This window comes from Kribbella monticola, from assembly GCF_003261635.1.
Taxonomy (GTDB): Bacteria; Actinomycetota; Actinomycetes; order Propionibacteriales; family Kribbellaceae; genus Kribbella; species Kribbella monticola.
This window is the reverse complement of sequence record NZ_QFXK01000003.1, coordinates 150,859-176,597: the sequence shown is the minus strand read 5'-3', so window position 1 is coordinate 176,597 and position 25,739 is coordinate 150,859. Positions and strand designations below refer to the sequence as shown.

22 protein-coding genes are annotated in these 25,739 nt (G+C 68.0%); 13 read left to right on the top strand and 9 right to left on the bottom strand.

Going from position 1 to position 25,739, the window contains the following annotated elements:
* Positions 1-12: 12 nt before the first annotated feature.
* From DIZ26_RS01815 to DIZ26_RS01805, 3 genes are all read right to left on the bottom strand, one after another.
* Positions 13-1,248, bottom strand: a complete 1,236-nt coding sequence (locus tag DIZ26_RS01815; RefSeq protein ID WP_157979546.1) for a hypothetical protein — start codon at positions 1,246-1,248, stop codon at positions 13-15.
* 21 nt (positions 1,249-1,269) lie between these two features.
* Complete coding sequence (locus DIZ26_RS01810; protein WP_112236964.1) at positions 1,270-1,710, bottom strand: hypothetical protein; 441 nt, start codon at positions 1,708-1,710, stop codon at positions 1,270-1,272.
* A gap of 115 nt (positions 1,711-1,825) precedes the next feature.
* A complete protein-coding gene (locus DIZ26_RS01805; protein ID WP_112236962.1) occupies positions 1,826-2,266 on the bottom strand; it encodes a hypothetical protein in 441 nt (146 codons plus the stop codon).
* A gap of 172 nt (positions 2,267-2,438) precedes the next feature.
* On the opposite strand from DIZ26_RS01805, the gene ffh reads away from it, so the two are divergent.
* From ffh to DIZ26_RS01765, 8 genes are all read left to right on the top strand, one after another.
* Positions 2,439-3,992: a signal recognition particle protein gene (gene ffh / locus DIZ26_RS01800; RefSeq protein ID WP_112236960.1), complete on the top strand. Its 1,554-nt coding sequence runs from the start codon at positions 2,439-2,441 to the stop codon at positions 3,990-3,992.
* Positions 3,993-4,174: 182 nt separating this feature from the next.
* A complete protein-coding gene (locus DIZ26_RS01795) occupies positions 4,175-5,569 on the top strand; it encodes a lytic transglycosylase domain-containing protein (protein WP_112236958.1) in 1,395 nt (464 codons plus the stop codon).
* Positions 5,570-5,965: 396 nt separating this feature from the next.
* On the top strand, positions 5,966-7,102 hold the full coding sequence (locus DIZ26_RS01790; protein ID WP_232828084.1) for a lytic transglycosylase domain-containing protein: 1,137 nt from the start codon (positions 5,966-5,968) through the stop codon (positions 7,100-7,102).
* Between the two features lie 25 nt (positions 7,103-7,127).
* On the top strand, positions 7,128-8,207 hold the full coding sequence (locus DIZ26_RS01785) for an amidohydrolase family protein (protein ID WP_112236954.1): 1,080 nt from the start codon (positions 7,128-7,130) through the stop codon (positions 8,205-8,207).
* Positions 8,208-8,327: 120 nt separating this feature from the next.
* On the top strand, positions 8,328-9,704 hold the full coding sequence (locus tag DIZ26_RS01780) for an N-acetylmuramoyl-L-alanine amidase (RefSeq protein WP_112236952.1): 1,377 nt from the start codon (positions 8,328-8,330) through the stop codon (positions 9,702-9,704).
* A gap of 168 nt (positions 9,705-9,872) precedes the next feature.
* Positions 9,873-11,105, top strand: a complete 1,233-nt coding sequence (locus DIZ26_RS01775) for a sensor histidine kinase (RefSeq protein WP_112236950.1) — start codon at positions 9,873-9,875, stop codon at positions 11,103-11,105.
* Positions 11,096-11,734: a response regulator gene (locus DIZ26_RS01770; protein ID WP_112236948.1), complete on the top strand. Its 639-nt coding sequence runs from the start codon at positions 11,096-11,098 to the stop codon at positions 11,732-11,734. Before DIZ26_RS01775 ends, DIZ26_RS01770 begins: the two co-directional genes overlap by 10 nt.
* A gap of 150 nt (positions 11,735-11,884) precedes the next feature.
* A complete protein-coding gene (locus DIZ26_RS01765; protein ID WP_112236946.1) occupies positions 11,885-13,015 on the top strand; it encodes an alpha-lytic protease prodomain-containing protein in 1,131 nt (376 codons plus the stop codon).
* Positions 13,016-13,092: 77 nt separating this feature from the next.
* Here DIZ26_RS01765 and DIZ26_RS01760 read toward each other — a convergent pair whose 3' ends face one another.
* Together DIZ26_RS01760 and DIZ26_RS01755 are read right to left on the bottom strand one after the other, a co-directional pair.
* Positions 13,093-14,436, bottom strand: a complete 1,344-nt coding sequence (locus DIZ26_RS01760; protein WP_112236944.1) for a flotillin family protein — start codon at positions 14,434-14,436, stop codon at positions 13,093-13,095.
* A 37-nt stretch (positions 14,437-14,473) separates the two neighbouring features.
* A complete protein-coding gene (locus tag DIZ26_RS01755) occupies positions 14,474-14,668 on the bottom strand; it encodes a hypothetical protein (protein WP_112236942.1) in 195 nt (64 codons plus the stop codon).
* A gap of 158 nt (positions 14,669-14,826) precedes the next feature.
* Between DIZ26_RS01755 and DIZ26_RS01750 the strand changes: the two genes are divergently transcribed.
* The 3 genes from DIZ26_RS01750 to DIZ26_RS01740 are packed head-to-tail and all read left to right on the top strand — an operon-like array spanning position 14,827 to position 19,205.
* A complete protein-coding gene (locus DIZ26_RS01750) occupies positions 14,827-15,210 on the top strand; it encodes a hypothetical protein (RefSeq protein WP_112236940.1) in 384 nt (127 codons plus the stop codon).
* Position 15,211: 1 nt separating this feature from the next.
* Positions 15,212-18,571: a caspase, EACC1-associated type gene (locus tag DIZ26_RS01745; RefSeq protein ID WP_112236939.1), complete on the top strand. Its 3,360-nt coding sequence runs from the start codon at positions 15,212-15,214 to the stop codon at positions 18,569-18,571.
* Positions 18,555-19,205 (top strand): maleylpyruvate isomerase family mycothiol-dependent enzyme, encoded by a 651-nt coding sequence (locus DIZ26_RS01740; RefSeq protein WP_112236937.1) that lies wholly within the window; start codon positions 18,555-18,557, stop codon positions 19,203-19,205. The genes DIZ26_RS01745 and DIZ26_RS01740 overlap by 17 nt, the downstream gene beginning before the upstream one ends.
* Positions 19,206-19,210: 5 nt before the next feature.
* On the opposite strand, the gene DIZ26_RS01735 is transcribed toward DIZ26_RS01740, so the two are convergent.
* From DIZ26_RS01735 to DIZ26_RS01720, 4 genes are read right to left on the bottom strand one after another with little or no spacing between them, the layout of a single operon-like run.
* Complete coding sequence (locus DIZ26_RS01735; RefSeq protein WP_198675845.1) at positions 19,211-20,008, bottom strand: carbohydrate ABC transporter permease; 798 nt, start codon at positions 20,006-20,008, stop codon at positions 19,211-19,213.
* A gap of 23 nt (positions 20,009-20,031) precedes the next feature.
* Positions 20,032-20,964: a carbohydrate ABC transporter permease gene (locus tag DIZ26_RS01730; RefSeq protein ID WP_112236935.1), complete on the bottom strand. Its 933-nt coding sequence runs from the start codon at positions 20,962-20,964 to the stop codon at positions 20,032-20,034.
* Positions 20,961-22,247: an ABC transporter substrate-binding protein gene (locus tag DIZ26_RS01725; protein WP_112236934.1), complete on the bottom strand. Its 1,287-nt coding sequence runs from the start codon at positions 22,245-22,247 to the stop codon at positions 20,961-20,963. Before DIZ26_RS01725 ends, DIZ26_RS01730 begins: the two co-directional genes overlap by 4 nt.
* Positions 22,248-22,252: 5 nt before the next feature.
* Positions 22,253-23,245 (bottom strand): carbohydrate kinase family protein, encoded by a 993-nt coding sequence (locus DIZ26_RS01720; RefSeq protein ID WP_112236931.1) that lies wholly within the window; start codon positions 23,243-23,245, stop codon positions 22,253-22,255.
* Between the two features lie 125 nt (positions 23,246-23,370).
* Here DIZ26_RS01720 and DIZ26_RS01715 point away from each other — a divergent pair, with 125 nt between their 5' ends.
* A complete protein-coding gene (locus tag DIZ26_RS01715) occupies positions 23,371-24,123 on the top strand; it encodes a DeoR/GlpR family DNA-binding transcription regulator (RefSeq protein WP_112236929.1) in 753 nt (250 codons plus the stop codon).
* Complete coding sequence (locus DIZ26_RS01710; RefSeq protein ID WP_112236927.1) at positions 24,120-25,460, top strand: 6-phospho-beta-glucosidase; 1,341 nt, start codon at positions 24,120-24,122, stop codon at positions 25,458-25,460. The genes DIZ26_RS01715 and DIZ26_RS01710 overlap by 4 nt, the downstream gene beginning before the upstream one ends.
* Positions 25,461-25,739: the final 279 nt, after the last annotated feature.

The following is a 25,739-nucleotide window of genomic DNA, read 5'->3' as shown; positions in this document are numbered from 1 at the left end:
AGGTACCGCAGGTCAGTCGCGGCCGCCACGATCTGGCGTAGGAGTGCGGCTTGCGGCTGGGCGGTTGAGCGAAGGACCACTTGGAGCACCGGCGCCTCGTGAGCCGTCGCCCAGGGACGGCGCTGTGCGGGTGGCGTGAGCGGCCGGCGCCTGGTCCTTGAGAAATCGCATGGGGTCGCCTTGTTGGCCGGCTGCACGGGTAGACGGCTGCGGACTCTTCGTGCGGCCGGCGGATGCGGGGTCGGAGGAGGATTGACCGGCCTCCGGGCGGCTCGGCGGTGTGGACTGAGTGCCGTTCGGGCTGATCTGGTCAAATCCGGTTTGCGGTCCGTGAAGACGGGTGGCTGCGTCTGGTGCGGGGAAGTTGGCCAGGTCGGCCTGGCTGCGGTCCCCTTGGGTTGCCGCACGTTGTTGTTCGCCCTGGCCGGTTTCGGCGGCTACTTCAGCGGCCGGGTTCGGCGTCTTGGCGGGGTACGGCTCGTCCGGGGTGTTCTGGTAGTGACCGCGGATCTGGGCGACGCCATTGTCCACGGCTTCGGTGGTCAGTTCGGCGGTCGTGGGTCCGAGTCCGTCGAGCTCGTGCACCACGGCCCATTCGTCGACGCCCATCTGGTTGACGAGGTGCGCTCTGGCTGCCTGCTGATGATCAGCGTCCGATGGAACCGTGTCGGCCAGTTCGTTCTGCACGATATGGCCGGCAATGGTGTCCCAGCGCATCATCACGGGTTGATCGATCGCCGCAGTCAACAGATCGGCGCGCTCGGCCTCGGATGTAGTTGCCCGGTCCAGCAGCTCGCCCGCGGCGTGGACGGCGCCGGGATACTCAGGGTCTGGGGTCGCGGTGTCGTCGTACCCAGCCAGCTGGGCAAACTGCTCGTAATCGGCGTTCGTGGCGAGCTCAGTGAGTCCCTCGTCCAGTCCGATGGACTGTGGCTTCCGCAGCGCATTGGGTTCGGACCTGGCGTCCATCGCGACCCTGGCATGCAAGGACTCGTGGAACACCGTGGCCAACGCTTGACCCTGCCGTATCGGGTCGCCACTCCCGTCGCCACCGGTCAAGTGATCGAGAACGAGTTTCTCGTTCAAGCGGAACGTGCCGTCGCGCGTCAGGCCTCCGTACTTGTCATCTGTACGCGAGTAGAGTTCGCCATTCCAACGGTCGAGACCGCCGGGGCGCATTTCCTGTGCGATTTGGTAGAGCCGGGCGACCTCCTGGTAGACCGGTGACTCCGGGGCGATCCGGGTCATCCCCTCGTAGCCGGGCATAGGTCAGTCGCCAGGGGTGTCCGGCAGCGGGTCCCAGGGGTAGCCCTCTTCGAGGTAGAGCTCTGTGGATTCGAAGCGGCGGGTGAGGTAGCGGATGCGGTCGCTGTCGGCGCCGGCGCGGTCGGCGATTGCCCAGATCTGCTTGCGGGCTTCGGCGTACGCGGCGAGGCGTTCCTCGCGGGTGCCGTCGACGAAGTTGGCTCCGTCGATGATCCGCAACGCTTCGAGCATCTCCGGGGAACGCTCCGGTGGCGGCTCCTGGGCGGCGGCGACTGCGGACGGGAGGCGGTCGATCAGCTTGGCGGCGACCTCGTGATCGCTTGCGGCAAGAGCGTCGGCCAGCAGACGAAGCTGTGCTTGTACGCCGGCGATGTCTGTCGTCTCGCCCGCGATCAGGCTCGCTCGGGACAGCTTGTACTGCCGGTTGAACTCGTTGAAGTCCATCGACGCCTTCCACGTTCGGCCTGTCTGATCGGTTTCGCTGACTTTACCGGCCGGGAAGGTGCGGGCTGCGCTTTTATCCACAGGCAGGCCTTGCCGAAGCCGGTACGCCCATCTGTCAGGCGTTGCCGTTGTTGGGAGCTAGGTCCCAGGGCGGGTCCTCGAGGTAGTTCTCGGTGGTTTCGAGGCCGCGGGTGAGGCCTCGGATGGCGACGTGATCGGTGCCTGCGCGGTCGGCGAGGGCCCAGATCCGGCGGCGGGCGTCTCGCAGCGCTGCAAGGCGTTCTTCGCGGGCGCCTTCGTCGAACTTGCCCTCGCTGAGGATCTGGAGGGCTTCGGCCATCTGTGGGGATCGTGGCGACGGGGTTGCTGCCTTGACGGCGGCGAGGAGGGCTGGCAGGCCGTCGATCAAGCGCATGGCTGCGGTCAGGTCGGTGCCAGTGAGAGCAGCGGTCAGTACGCGGAGCTGTGCTTGTGCAGCGGCGACGTCGGGGGACTCGCCTGTGGTCAGGGCTGCGCGGGTGAGTTTGTAGTGGTGGTTGAACTCGTGGAAGGTCATCGGCGGTCTTCGGTTGGGGTGGGTGAGCGGTGGGGGAGACGTTATCGGGTGTAGGTGTTGCTGGGGCGTCGTCATCCACAGGCGGGGGGAGGTCTGGGGGCCGGTAGACTCGGGGAGTTGCCTTGGGTTTGGGGTGGCGTGGGTTCCGCCGGAAGAAATGGATTGTGGCCTCGTGTTCGACACGCTTTCTGATCGCCTTTCTGCTGCGTTCAAGAATCTGCGCGGTAAGGGCAAGCTGACCGACGCCGATATCGACGCGACCGCGCGGGAGATCCGGATCGCGCTGCTGGAGGCCGATGTCGCGCTGCCGGTGGTGAAGGACTTCATCGCCGCGGTGAAGGAGCGCGCCAGCGGGGCCGAGGTACGCGGCGGGCTGAACCCGGCGCAGCAGGTCATCAAGATCGTCAACGAGGAGCTCGTCACCATCCTCGGTGGCCAGACCCGTGAGCTGCGGATGGCCAAGCGGCCGCCGACGGTGATCATGCTGGCCGGTCTGCAGGGTGCGGGTAAGACCACCCTGGCCGGCAAGCTCGCGAAGTGGCTGAAGGAGAGCAAGCACCAGACGCCCATGCTGGTCGCGGCCGACCTGCAGCGCCCGAACGCGGTGACCCAGCTCCAGGTGGTCGGCGACCGCGCCGGCGTACCGGTGTTCGCGCCTGAGCCCGGCAACGGTGTCGGCGACCCGGTGCAGGTCGCGCGGCAGGCGATGGACGAGGCGAGGACCAAGCAGTACTCCGTGGTCATCGTCGACACGGCGGGCCGCCTCGGTGTCGACGAGGAGCTGATGAAGCAGGCCGCGGACATCCGCGACGCGGTCACGCCGGACGAGATCCTGTTCGTCGTCGACGCGATGATCGGCCAGGACGCGGTCACCACCGCGCAGGCCTTCCTCGACGGCGTGGGCTTCGACGGCGTGGTGCTGTCCAAGCTCGACGGTGACGCCCGCGGTGGTGCGGCGCTGTCGATCGCGCAGGTCACCGGCCGGCAGGTGATGTTCGCCAGCAACGGCGAGAAGCTCGAGGACTTCGACGTCTTCCACCCCGACCGGATGGCGTCGCGCATCCTCGGCATGGGCGACGTGATGAGCCTGATCGAGCAGGCGGAGAAGTCGTTCGACGCCGAGGAGGCCGCCAAGACCGCCGCCAAGCTGCAGAAGCGTGGCGGCAAGGACTTCACCCTCGACGACTTCCTCGCCCAGATGCAGTCGGTCCGCAAGATGGGTCCGCTGACCAAGATCTTCGGCATGTTGCCCGGCGCGGCCCAGTTCAAGGACCAGCTGGAGAACTTCGACGAGCGCGAGATCGACCGGATCGAGGCCGTCATCCACTCGATGACGCCCGCCGAGCGCAACGACCCGAACATCATCAACGGCTCCCGCCGGGCCCGGATCGCGAAGGGCTCGGGGACGGAGGTCGCCACCGTCAGCGGCCTGGTCGAGCGGTTCTTCGAGGCCCGCAAGATGATGTCGGCGATGGCGTCCGGCAAGGGCATGCCAGGGATGCCGGGAATGCCAGGCATGCCGGGCATGGGCGGCGGCAAGAAGGCGAAGCAGCAGGCCAAGAAGGGCAAGGCCAAGCGCGGCTCGGGCAACCCGGCCAAGCGCGCGAACCAGGCCGAGCCGGCCGCTCCGCAGCCCGGTCAGCTCCCGGCGGCCTTCGGTGGCGGCGCCGGCGCCGACGGCTTCGAGTTGCCCGACGAGCTGAAGAACATGCTCGGCGGAAAATAGCCTCCAGTACTACGGACCGTGGTCGGCTGAGGCCGCTATCACGGATCATCCGCCGGGCACAAGTCCTCGCTCGGTCATGAACTCGCGCCCGGTCGTGGACGGTTGCCGGAACCGGACCGACGGCTAAGATCGTGGCTACGCCCGAAGCAACGACAGACTGCAGAACCTGGGGGACGGTTCGGATGAGGCAGCAGTTCAAGAACCTGGACACGTGGCGCGGCAAGCTGACCGCGACGTGGATCTGCCTTGCGCCGCCCGCCGCGATGGTGGCCGTTTTCGTCGCCGGCGGCGTCCCGTCGAACTCGTTCGTGGTCGACTCGCACGCGCTCAGCCTGCCCCGGCAGGACTCGGTCTTCGACGACCTGCTCAACGACGTACCGGCCCAGCCCGGCGCCGACGGCGGGGTCGGCACGGAGAAGCGCTCGTCGATCGACGTCCCGATCACCGGGGCGATCGACAACAAGCAGCCGGTGCTGCCCGGTGTCATCGGTGACGCCTCCGGCATCCCGGGCACCGTGCTCGCGGCGTACCAGAAGGCGGCCAACGACCTCGCGCTCGCCCAGCCCAACTGCCACATCACCTGGCCACTGCTGGCCGGCATCGGCAAGGTCGAGTCCTCGCACGCCAGTGGCGGCCGGGTCGACGCGGCCGGCAACACCCGCGGCAAGATCCTCGGCCCGGTCCTCGACGGTGGCCCCGGGATGGCGGCCATCGCCGACACCGACCAGGGCCGGTACGACGGGAACACCAGCTGGGATCGCGCGGTCGGCCCGATGCAGTTCATCCCGGGGAGCTGGAACGCCTTCGGCGCCGACGGCAACGGCGACGGGGTCAAGGACCCGCACAACGTGTTCGACGCGTCCCGGGCCGCCGCGGACTATCTGTGCTCGAACGGTTCCGACCTGAGCACTCCACAGGGTCTGGTCCAGGCCGTACTCCGGTACAACCACTCGATGGACTATGTGAACACGGTGCTGCGCTGGATGCAGACGTACAGCAAGTCCACGACGACGCTGCCGGACGGCGACGGCGTGATCGATCCGACGATCGGTGACGACGGCAACGTGCAGCGCGATTCCGACCCGACCCACGTGCCCGGTGACCACGACACCACGTCGGACCCGACCACGACCAGGCCGGCGACGACCCAGCCCGCCACGACGAAGCCGGCCACTCACGCGACCCAGCCGGCCACCACGCCGACAACGGCCCACCCCACTGTGACCCCGACGGTGACGCCGACCCAGACGTTGCCGACGACCACCCGGCCGACCACGCCGACGCCGCCGTGGACCGTCTCGCCGACCCCACGGCCGACGCCGACCCCGACCGAGCCGTCGACGCCGCCCACCACGCCGCCCAGCACCCCGCCGACGACGCCTCCCACGACGCCGCCGACGACGGAGACCCCGACCCCGACGCCGACCCCGACGCCGCTGCCGCAGTGCGAGGCGGGCGCCCCGACGCAGGCCCCGACCGAGACGCCGACCTGTACGCCGGTCTCCCAGCCGGCCGCGACGACGTCCGACGCCCCGAGCAACAACTCCACCCCGGACGACACACCGACCAGCCCCTGACAAACGCTGTCGACCCCGGACGCCAACCAGCCCTGACAGGTGCCGTCGGCCCCGACGGCGACCAGCTCTGACAGGTGCCGTCGGCCCCGACGGCGACCAGCTCTGCCAGGAGCAGACGGGCCCAGAGCCCGTACGGCGTACGTAGGCGGGCCGGCAACGTAAGATCCAGGCCAAGGGCCAGTCGGTTGCCCTCGGCCCCCGCAAGGCCCTTTTCCGCCTCAATCAGCGGCCATCGGACCCGAGAGCTATCTGCTCAGGTAACTTTCCGTCGCTCTTCGGTAACTTTCTGGCGCGTGGGTCGTTGGGGGAATCATGCGCCTAACCCGTAGTGGAAACCGTCGGGTCAAAATCATCATCGCTTCACTGTGCACGGCCCCGCTCCTGGTCGGGGCCATCGTGACAGTCGCCTCGGGGGGTGCCGGTGCCGCCGGTGACTTCGTGGCGGACAGCCCGGTCGCCCCATCGCCTGGGGCCGGACTGAACAGCGGTGAATTCGACGAACTGACGATGATCGTCCCGCAACGTCCCGGAGTGGACGGCCGGATCGGATCTGACAAGCCCGCCCGTGCCGACGTGCCCGTTCAGGGTGCCACCGACGGCTCGTCCGTGGTCCGGCCGGGCCGGCCCGGTGCCGTCAACGGCATCCCCCGCGGGGTCTTCCCCGCGTACCGCCGCGCCACCGCGAATCTCGCCGTGGTGCGGCCCAACTGCGGTCTCACCTGGCCGCTGCTGGCCGGTATCGGCAAGGTCGAGTCGAACCACGCCAGCGGCGGCCGGGTCGACGTGGCCGGCACGACCCGCGGCAAGCTCCTCGGCCCGGTGCTGAACGGCAAGGGCGGCACCGGCCGGATCACCGACACCGACAAGGGTCGCTACGACTCCGACAAGGTGTGGGACCGCGCAGTCGGCCCGATGCAGATCATCCCGGGCGTGTGGACCGAGTTCGGGGCCGACGGCAACGGCGACGGCTTCCGCAACCCGAACAACGTGTACGACGCGGTAACCACCGTCGCGGTCTACCTGTGCTCCGAGGGCGACGACCTGAAGCGCCCGATGGACCTCGTCTCCGCCCTGCTGCGCTACCAGCACTCCAAGGACTTCGTGGCCACCGTGCTGCGCTGGATGCGGGTCTACAGCAAGAGCGCGGTCCTGGTGCCGAATGCCAAGGGCAACCTCTCGACGCCGAAGGCCACCGGTAACGCCGATCGCAAGGTCGACCCGCGGCAGGTGCCGGACGTGCCGGACGACCCGAAGCCGGGTACCACGCCGAAGCCGACGGCAAGGCCGACCAGCAAGCCGTCGATCCCGGATCCGATCGTCACGCCGACCACCCGCCCGACCAAGCCGACGCACACGCCGACGGACGGTCCGACGAAGCCGACGACCACGCCCACCCCGACTCCGACCGACACCCCGACCCCGACGCCGACCGATACGCCGACCCCGACGCCGACCGACACCCCGAGCGGCTCGCCGTGCGGGACCGATCCGAACCCGACTCCCTGTACGCAGGGCAGCGGCTCGCACGGCTAACACGTCTGCCGTTACCGTCGGCGGTATGTCCGACGTCATCAGGCTCACCGGCACGGTCCTGCCGGCCGGTGAGCAGCAGGAGCTCTACCTCAGTGGCGGGCTGGTCGTCGACCGGCCCGCCACTGCCGACGTGACAACCGTGAGCAGCGGCGGCTGGATCGTGCCCGGTCTGGTCGACGCGCATTGTCACATCGGCCTCGATCAGCACGGCGCCGTCGACCGCGAGACCCAGGAGCGGCAGGCGTACGCCGACCGCGACGCGGGCGCGTTGCTCGTGCGCGACGCGGGATCGGCCGCGGACACCCGCTGGATCGACGACCGCGAGGATCTGCCGAAGATCATCCGGGCCGGCCGCCACATCGCCCGGTCGAAGCGGTACATCCGCAATTACGGCTGGGAGATCGAGCCGGAAGAACTGGTCGCGTACGTCGAACAGGAAGCCCTCAAGGGCGACGGCTGGGTCAAGCTGGTCGGCGACTGGATCGACCGCGACGCCGGCGACCTCACCCCCTGCTGGCCGGCCGAGGCGCTGAACGCCGCCATCGCCCGGGCCCACGAGCTCGGCGCCCGCGTCACCGCGCACGTCTTCGGTGAGCACGCCCTCCGCGATTTGTTTGCCGCAGGCATCGACTGCATCGAGCACGGCACCGGGATGCTCCCCGACATGCTCGACCAGATGGCCGCGGCCGGCGTCGCCGTCGTACCGACGATGATCCAGTTGGAGAACTTCCCCGAGTACGCCGAGCAGGCGGCCGGCAAGTTCCCGACGTACGCCGCTCACATGCGCGACCTGTACGAGCGGCGTCTCGACACGCTCCGGTCGGCCGTCGAGGCCGGAGTTCCCGTGTATGCCGGGACCGACGCCGGCGGCGTACTGGGTCATGGACTGGTTGCGTCCGAGATCCAGGCCCTCACCACGATCGGGATGTCCGGCGAGCAGGCGCTGGCCGCGGGGTCGTGGGCGGCCCGCGAATGGCTCGGCGTGCCCGGAACGCTGGTCCCGGGGAATCCGGCGGATCTGGTCGTGTACGACGAGGACCCGCGCGCCGATCCCGGCGTACTGGAGCATCCCCGACTCATCGTGTTGCGAGGCAGAGTCTGCTGATCGGCCGACGTACGGGAAAAATTCACGTAAGTACTGGCTTTTTCGCAAGATTTTGCCCTAGCGTGGCTGGAACCCGCCGACGCCCCTCGGCGGGACGCCGCAAGGGAAGGAACGATCCCGATGGGTAAGACCGCCCCACTGCCCAGATTGATCGCCGGAGTGGCCGTCGCGGCCGCCAGTGCGATCGCGTTCAGCGGAACGCTGCCGAGCACCGCCGCGCCGTACCCCGAGCCCGCCGGCTCGGTCGTGCCCGGTGAGCTCGCCAAGGCCTTCCAGAACGCATCCGTCCAGTACGACGTACCGCGCGCGATCCTGGTCGGCATCGGCTACGCCGAGTCGCACCTGGACGGCCACCACGGCCAGCCGAGTCAGGACAACGGCTTCGGCGTCATGCACCTGGCCAGCAACCCCACCAACCCCACGATGGCCGAGGCGAAGAAGCTGACCGGTCTGCCGGCCGACAAGCTCGCCAAGGACACTACCGCCAACATCCAGGGCGCTGCAGCGGTCCTGGACTCGTACGCCGACAAGGCCGGCCTCCAAGGCGCCGCCCGTAAGGACGTCGCCAAGTGGTACGAGGTCGTCGCGCAGTACCCGCACTCCGCTGACGCCCCGACCGCCCGTCTCTACACCGACGAGGTCTACCGGATCATCGGCCAGGGGGTCGGCGCGGCAGGTGTCAGCTTGGCCGCGAAGCCGGTCACCCCCGACCGCGGCCGCTACGCGAATGTCGCACCACTCGGCACCCGTACGCCGGCGTCGCTCCAGGCGGCCGACTACCCGGGCGCCATCTGGAACCCGGCCTGCACCTGCAACTACCGGGCCGGCCGGACCGCAGCCATCACCACCATCGTCATCCACGTCACCCAGGGCTCGTACGCCGGCACGATCAGCTGGTTCAAGGACCCGGCGGCCCAGGTGAGCGCGCACTACGTGATCCGCTCCAGTGACGGGCAGATCACCCAGATGGTGGCCGAGAAGGACACAGCCTGGCACGTGCGCACCGAGAACCCGTACACGATCGGCATCGAGCATGAAGGCTATGTCGACCAGCCCTCCTGGTTCACCGACGCGATGTACCGATCGTCGGCCGCGCTGACCAAGAACATCGCCGAGCGGCGTGGCATCCCCAAGGACCGGGCGCACATCAAGGGCCACAGCGAGATGCCCAACAACGACCACACCGACCCGGGTCCGAACTGGAACTGGACCTACTACATGCAGCTCGTCAACGACGGCAACCCGCCGCAGTACAACTTCACCACCTACGGCAGCGGTGTCCGGGTCCGCTCGGACGCGAAGCTGACCGCCTCGATCGTCACCACGCTGCCAGGCCCGACCCAGGTGTTCGTCGCCTGCCAGAAGCAGGGCGACACGGTGAACGCCGAAGGCACCAGCAACAACTGGTGGTCCAAGCTGCGTGACCAGGGCGGCTACATGAGCAACATCTACATCCAGGACCCCAACCCCAAGCTGCCGGGCGTCCCGGTCTGCTAGCCGCGGTACCGACCGCACCAGCCGGGCCGGGGGCCTTTCGCGGTGGCCCCCGGCCCGCTGCTCGGTAGCCTTACAGCAGATGCCCGGGCGAAGAGTAGAGCCTGCTGTACCGACTGCACCTGCCCGTTGCTTCAGGATCGTTACTGACGACAACGGAAGGCCAAGGCAATGCTCTCGAAGATCCTGACCCGCGGTGGCCCAGCCAGCCTCTACCTGATCATCAGGTACCTCAAGGGCATCACTCTGCTCGCAGCACTACCGATCAGCACGCTGCTGGGCTGGGCGATCCCCGGTGTCACCGGCGGACTGGTCCGGCTTGCCAACAGCGAGGTGTACCGCGCAGGCCGGTACCTGGAGCTGCCGGAAGAGCCGGCGCTGCCCCTGGCCGCACCCCGCAAGCCCGGCGACGTGGTTGCCTTGGTCAAGGACAGGACCTTCATCCGCAGCCTGCGCGTCCTGCTGCTGGCGGTGGTGGCGATCCCGGAGCTGCTCCTCGCGGTGATGGCGATCATGGCGGCACCTGCCGCAGTGGTGACCATGGTGCTCTGGCCGCTGGACTCGGGAGAGTTCAGCCTGCTCGGAGTAGACATCGACAGCTGGTGGAAGGCTCTGGTGCTCGGCCCCGCGCAAATTCTGTTAGGTCTCTACCTCCTGGGCTGGGTAGCGCCCGCTGTAGCGCGTGGACATGCCAATGCGACTCGCAACCTGCTGGCACCGACTGCCACAGAGCTGGAGACCGCTCGGCTCGCGCAGCGCGTGGAGGAGCTCACCAGGACGCGTGCTGGTGCGGTCGATTCGCATGGTGCCGAGCTGCGCCGGATCGAGCGCGACCTGCACGACGGTACGCAGGCACAGCTGGTCTCGCTGGCCCTGCGGATCGGTGTAGCCAAGCAGACGATGGCGAGCGACCCGGAGAAGGCAGCTCAGATCCTCGACGATGCCCGTGACGGCGCAGAGCAGGCCATGACCGAACTGCGCGGCGTACTGCGGAGCATGTACCCGCCGATCCTCGCAGACCGTGGTCTTGCCGGTGCTGTGTCGGCCCTGTGCGCACGCTGCCCCATCCCCGTCGAACTGCGACTCGGTGAGCTCGGTAGCGTCCCAGCGCCCGTCGAAGCTGCGGCGTACTTCGTGGTAGCCGAGTCACTCACCAACGTCAACAAGCACTCCGCAGCCGGCCATGTCGACGTGCTGCTCGAGCGCCGCGGGGACGAGCTCTACCTGGCGATCACCGACGACGGCATCGGCGGGGCCCGGGTCAACGAGAAGCAGGACCTGCTGGGGCGGGGGAGCGGCCTCCATGGCATGGTGCACCGCGTGGAAGCGATCGACGGACGCATGGAGCTGCAGAGCCCGATCGGTGGGCCGACGACGGTCGAGGTGATCCTCCCGTGCGGGTAGTGATTCTGGAGGACAACCCGATCCTCGCCGAGGGCCTCGGCCTGCTGCTGAACAACTCCGGGTTCGAGGTCGTGGCAGTGGCCGGGGATGCCGACGAGTTCGCCAAGGCGGTTGCCGAGCACGATCCGGAGATGACCGTGGTCGACGTACGGCTGCCGCCCACGTTCACCGACGAAGGGCTTCGGGCCGCGATCGAGGCTCGCCGGGTGCGGCCGGGGTTGCCGGTGCTCGTCTTCTCGCAGTACGTCGAGGAGGTGTACGCCGCGGAGCTTCTGGCTGCCGGGAGCGAGGGCGTCGGGTACCTGCTGAAGGACCGGGTCTCCCGGGTCGACGAGTTCCTCGAGGCCGTACGCCGGGTCGCGGCCGGCGGGACGGTGCTCGATCCCGAAGTGGTCAGCCAGCTGATGGTGAAGCGAACCGATCCGCTCGAACGACTGACGCCGCGCGAGCGCGAAGTACTGGCGTTGATGGCAGAGGGACTGGGCAACACCGCGATCGCCGAACGGCTGGTGATCAGCGAGGGCGCCGTGCACAAACACGTCGGCAACGTCTTCCTCAAGCTCGACCTCCCGCCCACCGACTCCGGCCACCGCCGAGTCCTCGCGGTCCTGGCCCACCTGGGTCTCTGACGGACAGTGCAGCCGGGATAGCGGTTGCCAGTTGGGCCGTCCATGACAACGAAGGTCATCAGGTCTTGACTGCTCGTGCTCGCTAGGCCACTCTCGGGTGCGAGAGCGCTCTCACCGCACCGATCCGCCCCCAAGGTGAGGAGAGTCCCGATGAAGATTCTGATCGCTACCGTGCTCGTCGCGAGTTCGGTAGCCGTACCAAGCCAGGCCGTCGCGGCCGGTCCCGACCAGCCGTTGGCTGTCCCGAGCCAGGCGATGGCTATGCAGAAAGACCTCGGTCTGACCGAGCAGCAGGTGAAGGACCGGCTCAAGGTCGAGTCCGCCGCCACCAAGCTGGTCCCGACCGCGCAGCGCGCTGCCGGAGCCGCCTTCGGTGGTGTCTGGTACGACAGTGCCAAGCAGAAGCTGGTCGTCGGCCTGACCAACCCGGCCACCGCGGCCGCAGTACGGGCTACTGGTGCTGACGTTGCCGCAGTACCGATCACTGCCAAGCAGCTCGATCAGCGGAAGGCTGCAGTGGACAAGCTGGCCGGAAAGGCTGTGCCGGCCGCAGTGAGTGGCTGGTCGGCGGACCCGCGCACAGGCGGCGTAGTGGTGAATGTCCAAGCAGGTAAGCGTTCTGCGGCTGTCGATGCGTTTGTTGCCAAGGTCTCCAAGGCCGGCCCTGTCACGGTTCGGGAGGTCGCAGCCCAGGCGCCGCGTACCTTCGCGGCCGGCACAGTCGGTGGAGATCCCTACTACACAGGCAATGTGCGGTGCTCGATCGGCTTCTCGGTGTACGGCGGGTTCGTCTCGGCCGGGCACTGTTCTCCCGGTGTAGGAGCCCGGACGTTCGGCTGGGACGGTTCGGCGCAGGGCGTCTTCCGGGGCTCGTCGTTCCCGGGCAACGACTACTCGTGGGTCTCGATCGACAGCGGCTGGTGGACCGTACCGGTCGTCCTGGGCTGGGGTCAGGTCAGCGACCAACTGGTCCGCGGCTCCTGGGTCGCCCCGATCGGTACGTCGATCTGCCGCAGCGGCTCGACCAGTCACTGGCACTGCGGACAGGTGCTGGCGATGAACGAGACGGTGAACTACGGCAACGGTCAGCTGTTCTACGGCGCGACCAAGACCAGCGTGTGCGCCGAGCCCGGTGACTCGGGCGGCTCGTTCATCACCGGCGACCAGGCGCAGGGCGTCACGTCCGGCGGCTGGGGCAACTGCAGCAGCGGCGGCGAGACCTGGTTCCAGCCCGTCAACGAAATCCTCAGCACCTACGGCCTGACCCTGCACACCGCCTAACCCCGACACCGTTGCGTCCGAAGGAGTGAGGGTCAGGCCCCACGATTCTTCGGACGCAACGTGGTGTTGAGGGGGAGTCACGCGGTTTCGTCGTGGACCGGTTCGAGGGTGGGCTGGTCCTTGGTGGAGAGGGATTCGATCAGCTGCTTGGCCAGGGCGAAGCCGGAGCCGCCCATCGTGATGGTCTTCACCAGGGTGTCCTCGATGCCCTGGGCACCGTTCAGGACGACCATGTTTCCGACCTTCTCGAACGAGCTCGCGGCCGCGCGGACGATCTCCGGGTACGCCTCCGCCAACTGCTGCGCGACGACCGCATCGGTGTTGGTGGCCAGCGCCTCGGCCCGCGCCTTGATACCGGCCGCCTCCGCCATCGCCTTGGCCTGTACGGCGAGCGCCTCGGCCTTACCGTTCAGCTCGGTCGCCTTCGCCTGCGCCTCACCGCGCAGGGTCACCTCGCGCGCCTGCGCCTCAGCCGCCGCGATCTGCGCGTCACGCGCGGCTGCGGCCAGCGTGCGCTGCTTGTACGCCTCGGCATCGGCCGGCTTCAGCACCGTCGACTCCAGCTGCTTCTCGGCCAGCGACGCGTTCAGCTTCGCGGTTTCCGTCTCGGCAACGACAACCTCCTGACGAGCCAGCGCCTCGGCCAGCGGGCCGGACTGCGACGCCTTCGAGTTCGCCTGGTCGACCTCGGCCTGGTAGCCGGCCTGCGCGATCGAACTCTGCCGTACTGCGGCGGCCTTCGCCGCGGCGGCGACGTGCTCGCGCTCGGTCGCCTCCTGGTCGCGCTCGGCCTGGGCGATCCGGGCCTGCGCCTCGACGGCCGCGGCCTGCGGGCGACCCAGGTTGCGGATGTAGCCGGACTCGTCGTCGATCTCCTGGATCTGCAGCGAATCCACCACCAGGCCGAGCTTCTCCATGTCGCCGGCCAGCGAGCCGCGGATGTTCGTGGTCAGCGTCTCCCGGTCGTGCAGCATCTCCTCGACCGTCGTGGAACCGACGATCGCGCGCAGGTGACCGGCGAACAGCTCGTGGATCGTGCTCATCACCTGCTCGTCGCTCTGCTCCAGGAACCGCCGGGCCGCGTTCGCGATCGAGCCGTAGTCGTCACCGACCTTGTACGCCGTGACGCCCTTGATGTGCAGCGGGATGCCCTGGCTGGACACGCAGGTGACGGTCAGCGGCGTCGCGCGGATGTCGAGCGGCAACCGGCGTACGGTCTGGAAGCCGGGCAGTACGGCGGTACCGCGGCCGACCACGATCTTGAAGCCGAGCGTGTCGTTGACCTGCTCGGAGCTGGCATGCGCGCCGAGGCCGGAGATGATCAGGGCCTCGTTCGGCTCGGCCACCCGCCAGACCATCCGGAACAGGATCAGCAGGACCACCAGCGCGACGGCGCCGGCGATCAGGTACGTCCAGAGCATTGCCCCTCCAGGGCTGCGAAAAGTGAAGGCGAGGGGATCAGAGGGCGCGGGCGACGTAGACCGTGCGGGGCGGATCGAACTCCACCACGACGATCGGCGTACCGACCTCGATCACCTCGTCGGTTGCCGGGTAAGCGTAGAAGGCCTCGGTGGCACCACGGACCGGCAACATCACTTCGCCGACGATCCCCGGCCCGACCCGCCCGATCACGCGTCCTCGCTTCCCGACCATGACGTCCCCTCCGACGCATTCGCAACCACTTCAGTTCCTGCAGCCTAGTGGCGCCGGTCGCCTGAGCCGGGGCCGCACGGCGATCCGGTGTCACGCCTTGTGATCGGCGCGGCACCAGCGCATGCTGTGAACTGACGGCCTGGGATGGGGGAGGGGCTATGGACGCAGAGGTTCGCGTCGGGGTGGTCGAAGAGGGGTCCGACGACGCGAGGCTCGAAGAGCTGGCGTTGATGCTGCGGCAGGAGTTGCTGGCACTCAACGTCCGATCGGTCGAGCCGTTCGCGGAGGGGGACGCGCCGGAGGGCTCGCGATCCGCGCTGGCGGCGCTCGCCGGCGTACTGACCGTTTCGCTGCAGCCGGGGCTGCAGGTGGTCGGCGCGGTCGTTGCCGTGGTCCGCGACTGGCTGCGCAGATCGGGCAGCGGGCGGACGGTCAAACTCGCGATCGACGGTGACGTGATCGAGCTGACCGGAGCCAGCGACGAGGTGCAACAGCAACTCGTGGACGCCTGGGTGAAGAAGCACTCGGGGACGGACGCATGAGATGGACGGCACGCGAGTCGCGCTCGTCATAGCCAACGACGAGTACGCCGATCCGGGGCTCCGCCGGCTGGTCGCGCCTGCGCAAGACGCGGCCGCACTCGCCGACGCGCTCGGCGATCCGTCGGTCGGTGGGTTCGAGGTCACCGTCCTGCAGAACCAGTCGGCGCAGGCGATCCGGCTGGCCGTCGAGGACTTCTTCGCGGATCGGGCTCCCGAGGATCTGCTGTTGCTGCATTTCTCCTGCCATGGTTTGAAGAACGCGGCCGGCGAGCTGTTCCTGGCGGTCGCTGATACGAAGCCGACCCGGCTCGCGTCGACGGCCGTGGCCGCCGACTTCGTCAACCGGCAGATGGCGGACAGCCGCGCGCAGCGGATCGCGTTGTTCCTCGACTGTTGTTACGGCGGTGCGTTCCCGCGCGGCATGGTCGTTCGTGCTGCGGGCGAGGCGCAGGTCCGCGACGCTTTCGCCGAGCAGGAGGAGGTGGGCGGTGGGCGAGGCCGGGTGATCGTGACGGCTTCCAGCGCGATGGAGTACGCCTTCGAGGGCGGTCAGCTCGCGACCGACGCGTCGAAACCGTCGCCGTCGGTGTTCACCAGCGCGGTGGTGGATGGTCTGACGACGGGCGAGGCCGATCGCGACGGCGACGGCTGGGTGGGGCTGACCGAGCTGGTCGGCTTCGTCACCGATCGGGTCCATCGCGTGACGCCCAACCAGAATCCGCAGATGTGGACCTTCGGTGCCCAGGGCGAACTGCTGATCGCCCGCAGCCGGGTCCGCCGGATCACGCCGACGCCGCTCGCACCTGAGCTGCTGCAGGCGATGGAGAGTCCGTTGCCTGCGGCAAGGTTCGGCGTCGCCGACTACCTGCGGGATCGCTTGCAGGAAACAGACCTCGGCCAGGCGTACGCCGCCTGGCAAGCGCTCCACCAGCTCGTCGACGACGACAGCCGCAAAGTCTCCCAAACAGCCCGCCGCGCGCTCGCCGACGCCGTACCTTCCACAACACCTGCCGAACTCGACCTCACCACCATCTCCGGCGACCCCGCTGAAGCAGAACTTCACCTGACCGGCCCACCCATCGCGCTGACCGCGAGCGTCACGACAACCACACTGTGGCTCCGAGTGGAACAGGTCGGACCGACCGTCCGCATCACCGCCACCCCGCCCACCCCCGGCAACCACGAAGCCACCATCACGGTCACCGGACCCACCGGCGAACGCACCATCCCCGTCACCCTCCACGCCACCGCACCCCAACCCATCGCCGCCGCCGAGCCCGCAACCCTCGCCAAGCCCAAGCCCGTCGCCGAGCCTGCAACCCTCGCCGAGCCCGAGCCCGAGCCCGAGCCCAAGGCCGAGCCCGAGACCGTCGCCGGGCCCGAGCCCGAAGCCTTTGCCGGGCCCAAGCTCGAAGCCGTCGCCGGGCCCGGGCCCGAGGCCGTCGCCGAGCCCGAGGCCGTCGCCGGGCCCGCGCCCGAAGCCGTCGCCGAGCCTGCATCCGGAACGGAGCCGGTGGCTGTCGCGGCGTCAGCGCCTGCCGGTGTGTCCGTCTCGCCTGTCACGGATCCCGAGCGGACTCCCGCTGCGGAGCCGGAGTCAGTCGCCGGTCCGGTGACTGTCCCCGAGCCGGCGGCTGTGGCGGCGTCAGCGCCTGTGGGCGTGTCCGCCTCGCCTGTCACTGGTCCCGAGCGGACTCCCGCTGCGGAGCCGGAGTCAGTCGCCGGTCCGGTGACTGCCCCCGAGCCGGCGGCACCAAAGCCTGCGGCCTCTGCCGCCCGGCAGGCCGTGTCCGTTGAGCAGTCCGAAACCCAACCACCCATGGTCTCCTGGTGGGTGGTGGGCTTGCTCGCGGTCGGTGCGCTGATGCTGATCTTCATGAACTGGCCGGGCCAGACCGAATCCCGCAAGATCTGGACCGATGAGTCGAACACCGGCTGGCGCGTCTACCGCAGCTGGTCCGACCCCGAGATCCTCTCCGCCCTCATCGCCCTCGCAGCCGCCCTGACCCTCCGCGCCTCGAGGCGCTGGACATTAGTTGCTCTAGGCATCATCCTCGGCTGCGCGGCAGGCCTCCTCCAAGACAGCCTCCTCATCCTCGGCGGCGAAATGGCCGGCGAGGAAGTAGGAGTCTGGGTGGCAACAGGCGCAGTCGCCGCCGCCATGGCAGCCGCCGTCCTCGCCACCCGCCGCCCGGCCCGGTGGCCGCTCTGGCCGGTCCACGTCGTCGGCGCCGCTCTGGTAGTCGCCGGCGGCATCATGCTTCTCATCCAAACCACCATCAAGCACGACGACGACATCTCCTTCCTCAACGTCACCAAGCTGGCCGCGCTGGAGCCACTCGTCATCGTCGCCATCGCGTGGCTCGCCCTAGCCGCAACTGACAGCACAGCTCGTGTCCTGCTCACCGTCACCACAGTCACCTACTGCGCGATCAGCATCATCGCCGCCATCCCGGCTCTCACCGAAGGCAATTCCGCCCCAGCGCTCCTGACCGCCTGGCTGGGCAATGCTCTGGTCATCGCAGGCGTGGCACTCGCCGCGCGACGCCCGCCGCAGCACGCAGTACCGGCTGCAGCTACGCCTGTACTGCGTTGGCGCCGGCGACCGTGGTTGACGACAGCAGTGGTCGGCGTCGGAGCGGTCCTGCTCGCCGTCGTGAACCTGGCTGGTCTCGATGCAGGGCAACGGCTCTGGTACAACTCCGGCTACGGCTCACCCGACCTCTACCGACACGTAGCTGACGGCACGCTGCTGTCGTCAGTCGTGGCTCTGTTCGGTGCGGCGCTTGCCTGGCGACGTGGTCGTCTCGGCCTCTACGCCACCGGTGTCGCGGTTGGCGCCACAGTGCTGTTCGCTACCGCAGGGGTCGTGATCCTCGGCGGCCGGATCTCCTACAGCGACACTGTCTACACCTGGTCCACTTCACTGTTGATCGCAGGCTTGATGTTGCTCGCCGTGCTGACCGGTTCAGGCCTCCGAACCAATGAGCCACACCGCCCCCGCGATCCGGTGACGACAGCCGTCATCGCGGCCGGCTTCGTCACCTTGCTGGTGGTCCAATTGGTACCAGACGAGAGCGGCCCCTCCGCCGCGACGTACACGAACGGCCTAGCCCTACTCCTGCCAGCCGTCGCCGCCGCACTGGTCCTCCTGGTCAGTACTACGGCCCGCAACCCGTTAGCGGTCGGCGCAGCCGCCTCCTACCTGCTCCTCATGGTCGTAGCCGCCCTCTATCCGATTGGCGTGAACACAGCCCGCACCTACTTCACCGCCATGCTCCTAGGCCATCTGCTCCTCCTAGCAGCCCTGGCCCTGAGCATGCGGCGAGTGCGAGACTCTGCGCATGGGCGAACTAGCTGAGCTCATCAGAAGCGAGCGGATGGCGCTGGCCGACTTCTTGGAGACACTGACTCCGGGGGAGTGGGCTACGCCTTCGCTGTGCAGTGAATGGCGAGTCCAGGACGTCGCCTCGCATCTCGCCTTCGCCCCGGTGCAGCCCGGACGCGAAATGCTCGCAGGCCTGCTCAGGTACGGCTTCCGGGTCGACAAGGCCAGCGCGGAGCTGTCCAAGAAGTGGGCCGAGCGCGGTCCGGTCGAGATCGTTCGACAGTTGCGCGCGAACGCCGCCGCGGGCACCAAGCCTGCCATCGTCCCCGAGATCGCCACGCTGGTGGACACGGTGATCCATACGCTCGACATCCGGGTGCCATTGGGCAAGCCCCGCACGGTCCCGGCGGAGGTCTTCGGCCCGGTGGCCGACTTCTCGGTCACCACGAAGTGGCCGATGACCATCTCGGTCGGGGGGAGTGCCCGGAAGCGGCTTCGGGGCCTGGAACTGGTTGCCGAGGACTACGACTGGTCGTACGGCGAAGGTGCGCGGGTGAGCGCGAGTGGGAGCGCCGTACTGCGGGTTCTCAACGGCCGCCGGGTCGGGCGGGGCGAGCTGACCGGTCCCGGTGCCGACCAGCTCTACGCCACGCTGCCGAAAGGCTGAAGGGGTTAGCCCCGGATCGCGCCTTCCGTTGCGCCCTTGATGAATTGGCGGGCGAAGATGGTGAAGATGACGATGAGCGGGATCATCGCCATCAACGCCCCGGTCATCACCATGCTGTAGTCGACGCCGTGGCTGCGGTTCAGCGACGACAACGCGACCTGCAGGGTCAGATGATCCGGATTGGTCAGCACGATCAGCGGCCAGAAGTAGTCGTTCCAGGACCCTACGAACGTGAAGATCCCGAGGAACGCCAAGGCCGGCCGTGCCGACGGCAGCGCAACATGCCGGTAGATACCGAGGAAGCCGCACCCGTCCAGCGTCGCGGCCTCCACGAGCTCGTCATGGATCGAGTTCTGGAAGTACTGCCGCAACCAGAAGATGCCGAAGGCGTTGGCGGCGGCCGGGATGATCAGCGCCTTCAACGACCCGACCCACCCGAAGGCGGCCATCGTCTGGAACTGCGGTACGGCGCCCAACTGGGCGGGCAGGAGCATCGTCGCCAGCAGGATCACGAACAACGCGTTCCGGCCGGGAAACCGGAACTTGGCGAACGTGAACGCTGCCAGCGAGTCGAAGAACAGCACCAGCGCGGTGGTGGAGACAGCCACGATCGCGGTATTGCCCATCGACTGGAAGAACGCGACGTTCCGCAGTACGGCGTGCACGTTGTCGTCGAACTGCGACCCGAAGGTGAACTTCGGCGGGAAGCGGTAGATGTCCGACGTCGTGTTGGTCGCCATCACCAGCGTCCAGTAGAACGGGAACAGGCACAGCACTCCGGCAATCGCCAGCAGCGCGTGCATCAGCACGCCACGCCATTTGACGGTCACTGCCGCCCCCTTCCGCCCAGCAGCTTCCAGTTGATCGCGGTGAAGAGCAGCACGAGCATGAAGATGCTCAGGGCAATCGCCCCGGCGTACCCGTAGTCGTTGTTGAAGAAGGCCTGGTTGTAGAAGTACATGACCACCGTCATGCCGCTCTGCCCGGTGCCGCCGTTGTTGCCGACCATCACCTGCGGCTCGGTGAACGTCTGCAGGCCACCGATCGTCGACATGATCACGGTGAACAGCACTACCGGGCGCAGTTGCGGCAACGTGATCGAGAAGAACGTCCGGAACGGCCCAGCACCATCGACCTTGGCTGCTTCGTACTGTTCGGTCGGGATCGCCTGCAGGCCGGCCAGGTAGATGATCGTGTTGTACCCGGCCCACTGCCACACGATCATCGTGGAGATCGCGATCTTGATCCCCCACGGTTGCCGCAGCCAGTCCTCGGTCGGCAACCCGAGCGAGCGCAGGCCGGCGTTGATCAGCCCGAAGTTGGTGCTGAAGACGGCGGCGAAGAAGATCGCCGCCGCGACCAGCGAGGTGATGTTCGGGATGAAGTACGCGATCCGGTAGATGCCCTTGAACCGTACGGCGGAGTGCAGCATCACCGCGAGCGTCATCGCGATCACCAGCGTCGGCGCTGTCGACATCACGAACAGGACGACCGTGTTCCACAACGACAGCCAGAACGTGCTGTCCTCGATCAGGAAGCGGAAGTTCTGCAGCCCGACCATCTTGCGCGGGCCGAGGCCGTCCCACTTCTGGAAGGCGAGCAGGATCGTCGACGCGACCGGGTACAGCCCGAAGACGACGAAGAGCAGATAGAACGGCGACAGGGCCAGGTAGAAACGCCAGTACGACAGGATGCCTCGGCGGCGCTGCGGCTTCGCAGTACTGGCCGGTCGGGTGGGGGCTGTCGCGGTCAGGGTCACTGCACGCCCTGACGCTTGCCGATCTGCTTCGCCTTCTGCACGGCGGAGGACCAGGCCGCGTCCGACGACTTCTTGCCGGCCTGGACCAGCTTGAGTTCGTCGGTGAACGGCGTCGCGACCGCGCTGTCCAGCGGCGCTTCGTACGCGATCGGGATGTTCTTGGCGGCTGGGCCGAAGACCTCGATCGGGACCTGGCCGCCGAAGAACGGATCGGCCGCCTTGAGCTGCGGCTTGTCGTACGCGGCCGGGGTGGCCGGGAAGATCTGCGCGTCCGCGAACGCCTTCGCCTCGTTGTCGGCGCTGAGCATGTACTTGATCACCTCGAAGGCGGCGGCCGGATCGGCGGCGTTCTTGGTGACGGCGAGGAACGACCCACCGAAGTTCGCCGGGCCGCTCGGGGTCGGTGCGACCCGCCACTTGCCGACGCTGGTCTTGCAGGCGGCCTTGATGTCCAGCGCGACCCAGGCGGCGCCAGTGACGGTGGGCACCGTGCCCTTGTCGAGGCCGGCGTTCCAGTCCGGCGAGCCGCCGAGTGTCTTGCCGTCGACCTTGAGCGTGATCGCCTTCACCGCGGTGTCCCACGCCTTGCGGATGTGGTCCTGGTCGCCGATGAACTTGTTGTCCTTGTCGATGTAGCGAGCCGTGCCCTGGTTGACGATCGTGCCGTACAGGTCGGCGGCGTCGGCGACGATGAAGGCCTTCGGATTGGACTTCTTCAGCTCCACCCCGGCGGCCAGGAAGTCGTCCCAGGTCTTCATCTGCTCAGCAACCTTGGCCGGGTCGCCGGGCAGTCCGCCGGCGGTGAAGACGTCCTCGCGGTAGAACAGCGCGGTCGGGCCGATGTCGATCGGGATGCCGAGCACCTTGCCGTCCAGCGTGGTGGCCTGCTTGACCTTCCAGTCCAGGTAGTCGCCCAGGATCGAGTCGGCGCCGATCGTCTTCAGGTCCACGAACCGGTTCGCCTGCGGCAGCATCGAGGCGATGTCCTCGCCCTTGATCCCGGTGATGTCGGGGATCGACGTACCGCCGTTGAACGTGGTCAGCAGCTTCTGCTTGAAGTCGCCGCCGACCTCGGAGTACTTGATGTGCTGGTCGGGGAAGTGCGCGATGGTGTCGTCGAGCACGGACTTGCCCAGGCCGCCCGGCCAGCACCACAAGGCGATGTTGCCGGATGCGTTCTTCTTCGTGGTGCCGGCGTCCATGCTGGACGAGCAGCCGGCCACGGTTCCGCCGAGCATGGCGGCGAAGCCCCCGGCGATCAGCGTGCGACGAGAGAGCTCCATGGTGTCTACCTTCCTAGCTGCGCACTGAGCAGTGCGTCGATTGCCCCGTCTGATGGATTGCGGTGCTGCCACGCCTCGATCTCGGCCCAGGTCGGCGCCGCGTCGGCACCGCCCAGCCGGGTCACCGAGAGCGCCGCGACCAGTGCGCCGAACCGCACGCGATCTGCCAGCGGCAGGTCCCACAAGGTGGCTGCGATGAACCCGGCAGCAAAGACATCCCCTGCGCCAGTGGTGTCAACAGCCGGTACTACGTACGCCGGTACTGCGATTTCTTCGCCGGAGCATGCGTCGATCGCCAGTGCGCCGTTGGCGCCGTCCGACACGACGACCACGGGGACTCGCTCTGCCAGTTGATGCAATGCGTCGGCGGGACTCGCAGTACGGGTGTAGTGCATCGCTTCGTCGGCGTTGGGCAGGAACACGTCACAGTGCTCGAGTTGGTCGAGTACTGCGGGGTCCCACTGCTCGGCCGGATCCCAGCCGACATCTGCGAACACCAAGCTGCCGGACGCTTTCGCCTTGGCCAGCCAGTCGTTGCCCCAGGGTCCGATGTGCGCGGCAACGGCTTTGGCCACCGGCGGCGTGGGGAGCAGGTCGTCTGCGGTGAGTGGGGGAGTGGTGCCCCGGGTCACGAGGGCACGGTCGTTGTCATAGGCAAGCGCCACGGTGAGTGGGGTGGGCCAGCCTTCTACCTTGCGCGAGTGGGTGAGGTCGATGCCCTCGCCGGTCTCGAGTCGCTGCCAGATGCTGTTGCCGAAGTGGTCGTCGCCGAACACCGCGGCCAGGCCGGTACGCAGGCCGAGCCGGGCCAGTGCGACGGCGAAGTTGGCGATCCCGCCGGGGCTCTCGGCCGAATCGCCGGCCCAGACCTCGGTGCCCGGCCGCGGAGCAGTGGGCAGACCGAGCACCAGGTCGTGGAAGACCAGGCCGGACACGACCACGTCCAGCCCTGAGTCCAGTCCTGGGTCTTGCGAAGGCAGCTGAGGCAGCTCGCCCATCGTCAGCACACTCCTGCAGGGTCGCTCAAACTCGTGCAGACAGTGTGGGTGTTCTGAGCAAACTTCGCAATAGGTGTGCATTGTGATGAGTGAGTATGACGGAGTTTGCGTGATACGGTCTCTCCGTGTTGCCAAAGCAGCGGCAGGATCAGATCGTCCGCGCGCTCAAGGCCGACGGGGCCGGGGGCGTGAAGGTGCTGGCCGCCCAGCTCGGGGTCAGTGAGGCGACGATTCGCCGCGACCTGGAGCAGTTGCACGAGCAGGGCCGGCTGACCCGCGTCTACGGCGGTGCCCTCGCGGTCGACGACGGCGACGAGCCGTTCGCCGAAGTGAGCGCGGTGCACGCTGACGAGAAGGACCGCATCGCCCGCCGCGCAGCCTCTTTGATCAGTGACGGTCAGTCGGTGCTCCTCGACATCGGTACTACGGCGCTGCGGCTGGCGCACCATCTGCACGGACGGTCGTTGACGGTGGTGACCAGCAACCTCGCAGTACTGGAGGAGTTGCAGAACGACGAGCAGATCGAGCTGGTGATCCTGGGTGGCTTCGTGCGGCGCAGCTACCGCTCGTTGGTCGGCTACCTGACGGAGGAGTCGCTGCGGCAGGTGCACGTCGACTGGCTGTTCCTGGGCACCAGCGGTGTGCGCCCGGACGGCCGGGTGATGGACAGCACGATGATCGAGGTACCGGTGAAGCGAGCCATGATCAAGGCCGCCGACCGGGTGGTCCTGCTCGCGGATGCGACCAAGTTCCCCGGCCACGGCGTGGCGAAGGTCTGTGACCCAGCAGAGCTCTCAGTGGTCGTCACCGAGCCCGGCGCCGACGAGTCGACCCGAACCCAACTGGAAGAGGCAGGAGTGCAGGTGGTGCTCGCATGAGACTGACCATCCTCGGTGGCGGTGGGTTTCGGGTGCCGCTCGTTTATCAGGCGTTGCTCGGTGATCGTGGCGAAGGCCGGATCACCTCGGTAGTGCTCTACGACACCGACCGCGGCCGGCTGCGGTCGATCGGCGCCGTACTGCGGCAGCAGGCTGCGAAGTACTCCGATGCGCCTGCTGTCACCGAGACGACTGAGCTCGACGAAGCTCTGCGCGGCGCCGACTTCGTCTTCTCGGCAATCCGCGTCGGTGGGCTCGAGGGGCGCACGGTGGACGAGCGGGTCGCGCTCGACCTCGGCGTACTGGGGCAGGAGACCGTCGGAGCTGGTGGGATCGCGTACGCGCTGCGGACCCTGCCGGTAGCGGTCGGGATCGCCCAGCGGATCGCTGAGCTCGCATCCGAGGCCTGGGTCATCAACTTCACCAACCCTGCCGGCATGGTGACCGAGGCGATGATCCCGTACCTCGGTGACCGGGTCATCGGGATCTGTGACTCGCCGTCTGGACTCGGTCGCCGTGCTGCGCTGGCGCTCGGGTTGGACGCGTCCACTGTGTTCTACGACTACGCGGGGCTGAATCACTTGGGCTGGCTGCGTGGTCTGCAGTCCGGTGGAGTCGATCGCCTCCCTGAGCTGCTGGCTGACTCGACTGCGCTCGGTGCCTTCGAGGAGGGCCGGCTGTTCGGAGTGGAGTGGCTGCGGTCGTTGGGGTCGATCCCTAACGAGTACCTGCACTACTACTACTTCGCGCGGGAGACACTGGCCGCAGTACAGGCTGTTGAGCAGACGCGGGGGACGTTCCTGTTGGAGCAGCAGTCCGCGTTCTATGCAGAGACGGCTCGGCGGCCTGATGACGCGCTGGAGCTCTGGCAGAAGACGCGGGCCGAGCGCGAGTCGACGTACATGGTCGAGAGCCGCGCTGTCGCCGACGCGGGGGAGCGGGACGAGCGGGACATGTCGGCGGGTGGTTATGAGCAGGTCGCACTGTCGCTGATGCGGGCGATCGCGCACAACGAGCGGGCCTCGCTGATCCTGAACGTCCGCAACCGCGGGACCTTACGGCATCTGGACGACGACGCGGTGGTCGAGATCCCGTGCACTGTGGACGCCAATGGCGCGCGACCGGTCACCGTTTCGCAGTTCACCGACCACCAGGCCGGCCTGGTCTGCGCGGTCAAGGCGGTGGAACGCTCGACGATCGAGGCAGCGACAACCGGCTCCCGAGCCGCCGCCGTACGAGCCTTCGCCTGGCACCCCCTGATCGACTCGGTCACCGCCGACCAACTCCTCAACGCCTACGCCACCCACCTCCCCGAACTCTCCCGCTTCCACCCCTGACCCTCCCGCCCACCCCGACCCCCTCCGCCCTGCCCCGACGCGTTCGGCCCCTGACAACTCCCGCTCCAGCCCCGGCGCTTTGTGCTCGCCTCGGCGCCTTGCGCCGGGTCCGGTGTGCCTCGGCCCGTTCGCCTTCCTTGCGCTTTTCCTGCGCTTCTGGTTGTTGGTGGGAGGCGAGAAGTGGTGGATTGGGTTGTGGGGGGTAGTTCTGGCAGAATGTTCGGCTGAGTGTCGTCAGGATCGCGTGCAGCCCTCTAACTCCACGCCCCCGCCGGCCCA

What these genes read in the sequence shown, in the direction of transcription:
- DIZ26_RS01785 (WP_112236954.1), top strand. Translation starts at nt 7,128, where the DNA reads ATGTCCGACGTCATCAGGCTCACCGGCACGGTCCTGCCGGCCGGTGAG.
- DIZ26_RS01750 (WP_112236940.1), top strand. Translation starts at nt 14,827, where the DNA reads ATGGACGCAGAGGTTCGCGTCGGGGTGGTCGAAGAGGGGTCCGACGAC.
- DIZ26_RS01755 (WP_112236942.1), bottom strand. Translation starts at nt 14,668, where the DNA reads ATGGTCGGGAAGCGAGGACGCGTGATCGGGCGGGTCGGGCCGGGGATC.
- DIZ26_RS01725 (WP_112236934.1), bottom strand. Translation starts at nt 22,247, where the DNA reads ATGGAGCTCTCTCGTCGCACGCTGATCGCCGGGGGCTTCGCCGCCATG.
- DIZ26_RS01745 (WP_112236939.1), top strand. Translation starts at nt 15,212, where the DNA reads ATGGACGGCACGCGAGTCGCGCTCGTCATAGCCAACGACGAGTACGCC.
- DIZ26_RS01780 (WP_112236952.1), top strand. Translation starts at nt 8,328, where the DNA reads ATGGGTAAGACCGCCCCACTGCCCAGATTGATCGCCGGAGTGGCCGTC.
- DIZ26_RS01760 (WP_112236944.1), bottom strand. Translation starts at nt 14,436, where the DNA reads ATGCTCTGGACGTACCTGATCGCCGGCGCCGTCGCGCTGGTGGTCCTG.
- DIZ26_RS01815 (WP_157979546.1), bottom strand. Translation starts at nt 1,248, where the DNA reads ATGACCCGGATCGCCCCGGAGTCACCGGTCTACCAGGAGGTCGCCCGG.
- DIZ26_RS01710 (WP_112236927.1), top strand. Translation starts at nt 24,120, where the DNA reads ATGAGACTGACCATCCTCGGTGGCGGTGGGTTTCGGGTGCCGCTCGTT.
- DIZ26_RS01765 (WP_112236946.1), top strand. Translation starts at nt 11,885, where the DNA reads ATGAAGATTCTGATCGCTACCGTGCTCGTCGCGAGTTCGGTAGCCGTA.
- DIZ26_RS01720 (WP_112236931.1), bottom strand. Translation starts at nt 23,245, where the DNA reads ATGGGCGAGCTGCCTCAGCTGCCTTCGCAAGACCCAGGACTGGACTCA.
- DIZ26_RS01810 (WP_112236964.1), bottom strand. Translation starts at nt 1,710, where the DNA reads ATGGACTTCAACGAGTTCAACCGGCAGTACAAGCTGTCCCGAGCGAGC.
- DIZ26_RS01795 (WP_112236958.1), top strand. Translation starts at nt 4,175, where the DNA reads ATGAGGCAGCAGTTCAAGAACCTGGACACGTGGCGCGGCAAGCTGACC.
- DIZ26_RS01775 (WP_112236950.1), top strand. Translation starts at nt 9,873, where the DNA reads ATGCTCTCGAAGATCCTGACCCGCGGTGGCCCAGCCAGCCTCTACCTG.
- DIZ26_RS01740 (WP_112236937.1), top strand. Translation starts at nt 18,555, where the DNA reads ATGGGCGAACTAGCTGAGCTCATCAGAAGCGAGCGGATGGCGCTGGCC.
- DIZ26_RS01805 (WP_112236962.1), bottom strand. Translation starts at nt 2,266, where the DNA reads ATGACCTTCCACGAGTTCAACCACCACTACAAACTCACCCGCGCAGCC.
- DIZ26_RS01735 (WP_198675845.1), bottom strand. Translation starts at nt 20,008, where the DNA reads ATGCACGCGCTGCTGGCGATTGCCGGAGTGCTGTGCCTGTTCCCGTTC.